Here is a 4,471-nt window from a genome sequence, read left to right as displayed (position 1 = left end):
TTAAGTTCTTTATCCGACATAGACACCAACATATCAAACCGTCCGCTAACGAAATTGCAAAAGTGCATATTCTAAAAGCGGACATTTTTACTTTGGAGAAACCGGACATTTCTATTTTGGAGTTACACCCCTAATTTCGCATAAGAGATTTTATGTTAAATAGCCCTCGATTGAGGGCTTTGAATATTTTAGTTAGAAGGTCTTAATTTATAATTTAAGTGGTTAAATACCACTTGTACTTATGATTTCATTTAGTTTTATGAAGTAATCATTGTAAATACGTTGAGCTAGAGTACCATTTTTTATATTGACCCAAATATCACCATTGCTATCCCAGTGAGCTAACTCTGGAATATCAATATAGATAGGCCAATTAGGTGACTGACCTAATTTAATAGATGGAAATTGTTCTTGAACAAGATTTAATAACTTTTCTCGTTCTTCTACAGTCACAATTACATCTGTAAAATCTGATAAAACTATACCTAAAAAGAATAATCCAAATCGTGAGCGATCGAACTCAACTCTAAATCTAATTTTTTTAGATTCATCTTTTTTGAAAATACTAATTCCTGAATAGGCTTTAGATGTGAGCTCACCCTCAAGAGTAAAACCTTCACATAATTGATTTAGGTCTTCCTTAAACTTTACCAGTAAGTTTTCTTGTACTTGTAGTTTCAATGTTTCGACTTCAATTAGTGCTTTAATGTAGTCATCATGATCTAAGATATTTTTTAACATAACAGTTTGTTCTTCGTTGCTAAGTTGCGTAATAAAGTTTTGAGAGATATATAATTTCAATTCTTCTAGAAAGACTTTTACTCGATCATTTTTCGTATAAAGAATACACTCAGTTAACCATTTAATTAAATCTGCGTAGCCCAATACAGCTAACTTGCTCTGCGATTGTAGAAGTTCGGAATCTTCTTTCGATATACTGTATTCGCTAGGCTCTTTTCCAGAACCAGATAAATAAATCAGTTGCCATTGGTTGGGGTAGCGTTGCTCCAACTCGTCAGCATAATCTTTAAGTTGATTCTTTTGATCAGATGCAAAAGGCTTATTCTCAATACATAATGCGTATTTTTCACCATGACAAAAAATCTCAATTAGGATATCCATCCTTCTTAAAGTATCTAAACGCCAATTTTTTTCTTCCAACTTAACGGTGATTTTAGACTGGTCTAAGTTAATTTTTTGCCAAGATTCATCTAATCCATTTTTTCTAAGTTCAATCCATTTTTTGATAAAAAGATAATCTTGTCCGTGACTACCTTGAGGATCTAGTAGGTCAGCTAGGATATTACTTAGTATTAATTCATCTGTGCGAAAATAGCTAAAGATGGAAAACTTTGGAGCTAGAAGATTTTTATATCGATTTAAAAATAAAGAATTTACTTTTTTTTCTTGAACAACCTCATCTAATAAATTAAGTAAAACTTTTGATTGCATACTTTCCCCTTGTTATTTAACTTATTAAAATATTTGCAAAAATTTATTAATGATTGGAACCTATTTTATATGAATCGGATTACATTAGTACATGGGGATATTACTACCTTATCTGTAGATGCTATTGTGAATCCAGCTAATAAATCATTACTTGGTGGTGGTGGACTAGATGGAAAGATCCATAAAAAAGCAGGATCTTTAATGAAATCAGAGTGCATTCAGATTAATCAAGAAAAAGGTGGATGTGCTGTTGGAAATGCGGAAGTAACGACAGCTGGAAATTTACCTGCAAAATATCTGATTCATGCTGTTCCACCTAGATGGTTAGGCGGTGAAAAAAATGAACCTCAACTCTTATGTAATGCTTATAGCAATGCACTTTTGAAAGCTAATCAGGTTCAAGCAAAAACAGTGTCATTTCCAAATTTAGGAACAGGGATTTATAAGTATCCATTACAGCAGGCAGCTGAATTTGCAATTGGATCTATCATGATGACATTACCCTCATGTGAAGCCGTAGATGAAGTGTTTTTTGTATGTTATGAGAAAGATAATTATGAAATATATAAGGAAATTCTAGAAAATCTCTATGATGAAAATATTCAGATAGAGATTACAGCTATAGCCAAATAGTGTCTTCAACCTATTAATTCCAAGTCATTAAATGACAGATAGATCATATAAGAATTCTGCGACCAGTTTAGATAAAGTGTCATGTGATTCTTGAGATTCAACGATATCAACCATTAAGTCATCTAGTCCTGTTTGTTCTAAGATGGTGATTCCTTGAATTTCAAGATAGGTTAGCATTACTGCGAGGCCTGTTCTTTTATTACCATCAACAAAAGCATGTCCTTTTGAAATAGCTATACCAAACCAAGCTGCTATTTCAAAAATATCATCAACACCGCTGTAATACATTTGCTGATCTATACGGTTTAGAACACTTTCTAATTTATCAATATGGCAACCAGCACGTCCAACGCCTGTTTGCACAAGAATTTCATCGTGAACAGCTATAACAAATGTTGAGCTAATTAAACTCATTTATAAGCTAACTCTTGGATCTCAGCTTTATGTTGCTGAATTACACGCTTAGCACTATGCATGACGACTCGTTTAGTCGCTTCATCATGACTAAACTGCATAGGTAATACTTGACCAGAAACCTTTTCTCGTTGTGAACTTTGATCAAGATTATAATCTTTAAGACGTTTTCTCATTGATTAGACCTTCTGAAAATGAATATTTTATTTTAACTAAAGTAAATCGGTTAAACAGCACTTTTATAAAATCCGATAGTGCGGATCTTTCCTAAGAATAACTTTTTTTTCATCTAAATCGAAAAAAGAATAGAGCCTCTTCACTTTGGATTTGTAGAGCAATGATTTATCTAAATACATTATTGCTTTGGATTTATTTTTATCAAAAATGATTCGACCTCTTGGAATCTGCTCGTATTCATAGTTTTGTAGCTCAGGATATTGTTCTTGTAAAGTTGTCCAATATTCTACATGGGTGTATGGACTATCAATGAGGCCAATTGAATCAGCTTGCTCATACTCAAAAGTATGAGCAATGCCAATCACTTGATGATTCCAGTACCAAAAAATTCCTATTTTCATTAGTTTCTTTTACATCAAAGATAATTTTTTTCTAAATTCTAGAATATCTTCACTTTCATTAAATAGCTGTAAATAATTTAAAGTAGCTTTTCTCGCCTTTTGTGAAACTGATGCAAAATGTGCTGGATGAGGTGCTCGAAATACTAATATTTCATCATTCCATATCTTCATCGTAAATTTATCAACTGGCTCTTTTAAAATAATTTTTTCATTAGATGATAGATTTAAGATTTCTTCCAATTTAGGGAAATTATGATGATATTGACCTACAAAGAAAATTACTTTGGGCTTTAGCTCTATAATCTGTTCAGATAAATTCTGAATAGACAGTTGTTTTAATTCTTCATATACATTTTTATATGAATTATTTTTACTCAGCTTATTAAAAGATTTCTTTTTATAATCAAATAAATAGAAATTTAACCACTGAACATATTCATTATTATTCTTACTTTTAATTTTCTTCATAAATTGAAGGAAACTACTTTGACCAGCCGATTCCGTATCAGACAGTGTAATATGACGATTTTTACTATTTTCAATAATACTTTTTATATCTAACTCTGGTTCTAAAAACTTTTTGAGTTTCCCTTGCCATCCTCTTGTTTCTTGTCCAACTAATAAAATTTTATTTTTTGATAATTTAAAACTTTCATCAAAATTAGGAATAAATGGAAAGCTTAAATCTTGTAAACATTCTTTTTCTGCATCAGATAGCTCTTTTAGTTTTATGCTTAATTCCTCTAACTTTTTTTCACAATCAATCATATTTTCCCCATTAATTTTTATTAAATTACAATAAATTATAAATTAATTATTATCTTAATCAATATAATAAAAAAGCCCGACATCCTGTCGGGCTTTTTCGTATTGGTTCGCTTGGCATAACTCCTGTCGTGCCGCCGATCCTTGTGCGATTATTTATTTTTATTCTGCGGAACATCCTGTTCTCTTATGACTTCATGATATTGAATACAAGGGATTGTGAACATCCGCAAAATCCCTAAATCCATGTGCGCTCAGGCGTACAAAATTGGTGAATTTTTATCCCAAGAGTTGTCCGCAGAAATTGGGGATAATTTAAGCCAGCGCTGTCTTGATAACACAGAGAAAAATGACAAATTGATTAAATATTAATCAATTTTATTGGCAAGAAGTATCAAAATTGCTCAAAAAGAAACCGACTTGTTTCCAAGTCGGTTTTTTGTTGTTTTTCAGGGGAATGAAAAATTTTTAAATATATGAAAAATAACAATAATTTAAAGTACTGTTATTCCTAAGTAGAAATGTCCTACCTAATAACCAAATAGAAATGTCCTATATGGACAATTCCAAGTCAAGCACAGGATTTAGATTTCGTTCTTTGATTGCTATTTTCTGTGCACGTCTGCTTG

The 4,471-nt window shown here is 31.5% G+C and carries 6 protein-coding genes; 1 reads left to right on the top strand and 5 read right to left on the bottom strand.

Features of this window, described 5'->3' with window-relative positions; all coding sequences use genetic code 11:
- Window positions 1-222 precede the first annotated feature (222 nt).
- Entirely contained in the window at window positions 223-1,452 is a 1,230-nt protein-coding gene (locus FTV12_RS16100) for a PD-(D/E)XK nuclease family protein (RefSeq protein WP_086384393.1), read from the bottom strand.
- Between the two features lie 69 nt (window positions 1,453-1,521).
- Here FTV12_RS16100 and FTV12_RS16095 point away from each other — a divergent pair, with 69 nt between their 5' ends.
- Window positions 1,522-2,085 carry a macro domain-containing protein gene (locus FTV12_RS16095; RefSeq protein WP_086384392.1) on the top strand — a complete coding sequence of 188 codons (564 nt, stop codon included), beginning with the start codon at window positions 1,522-1,524 and terminating at the stop codon, window positions 2,083-2,085.
- 27 nt (window positions 2,086-2,112) lie between these two features.
- Here the strand turns inward: FTV12_RS16095 and FTV12_RS16090 are convergent, their stop codons facing one another.
- From FTV12_RS16090 to FTV12_RS16075, 4 genes are all read right to left on the bottom strand, one after another.
- Window positions 2,113-2,499: a type II toxin-antitoxin system death-on-curing family toxin gene (locus tag FTV12_RS16090; protein WP_107112073.1), complete on the bottom strand. Its 387-nt coding sequence runs from the start codon at window positions 2,497-2,499 to the stop codon at window positions 2,113-2,115.
- Entirely contained in the window at window positions 2,496-2,675 is a 180-nt protein-coding gene (locus tag FTV12_RS16085) for a hypothetical protein (protein WP_107112074.1), read from the bottom strand. Before FTV12_RS16085 ends, FTV12_RS16090 begins: the two co-directional genes overlap by 4 nt.
- Before the next feature lie 63 nt (window positions 2,676-2,738).
- Entirely contained in the window at window positions 2,739-3,077 is a 339-nt protein-coding gene (locus FTV12_RS16080; protein ID WP_107112075.1) for a hypothetical protein, read from the bottom strand.
- A 9-nt stretch (window positions 3,078-3,086) separates the two neighbouring features.
- Window positions 3,087-3,845 (bottom strand): hypothetical protein, encoded by a 759-nt coding sequence (locus tag FTV12_RS16075; protein ID WP_107112076.1) that lies wholly within the window; start codon window positions 3,843-3,845, stop codon window positions 3,087-3,089.
- Window positions 3,846-4,471 lie beyond the last annotated feature (626 nt).

Source organism: Acinetobacter sp. YH12233 (assembly GCF_013417725.1).
In the GTDB taxonomy this organism is placed as follows: Bacteria; Pseudomonadota; Gammaproteobacteria; order Pseudomonadales; family Moraxellaceae; genus Acinetobacter.
This window is presented reverse-complemented; position numbering and strand designations above follow the sequence as displayed.

Excerpts from the sequence above, each read along its gene's own strand:
- FTV12_RS16100 (WP_086384393.1), bottom strand. The coding sequence starts at position 1,452 with ATGCAATCAAAAGTTTTACTTAATTTATTAGATGAGGTTGTTCAAGAA.
- FTV12_RS16095 (WP_086384392.1), top strand. The coding sequence starts at position 1,522 with ATGAATCGGATTACATTAGTACATGGGGATATTACTACCTTATCTGTA.
- FTV12_RS16080 (WP_107112075.1), bottom strand. The coding sequence starts at position 3,077 with ATGAAAATAGGAATTTTTTGGTACTGGAATCATCAAGTGATTGGCATT.
- FTV12_RS16085 (WP_107112074.1), bottom strand. The coding sequence starts at position 2,675 with ATGAGAAAACGTCTTAAAGATTATAATCTTGATCAAAGTTCACAACGA.
- FTV12_RS16075 (WP_107112076.1), bottom strand. The coding sequence starts at position 3,845 with ATGATTGATTGTGAAAAAAAGTTAGAGGAATTAAGCATAAAACTAAAA.
- FTV12_RS16090 (WP_107112073.1), bottom strand. The coding sequence starts at position 2,499 with ATGAGTTTAATTAGCTCAACATTTGTTATAGCTGTTCACGATGAAATT.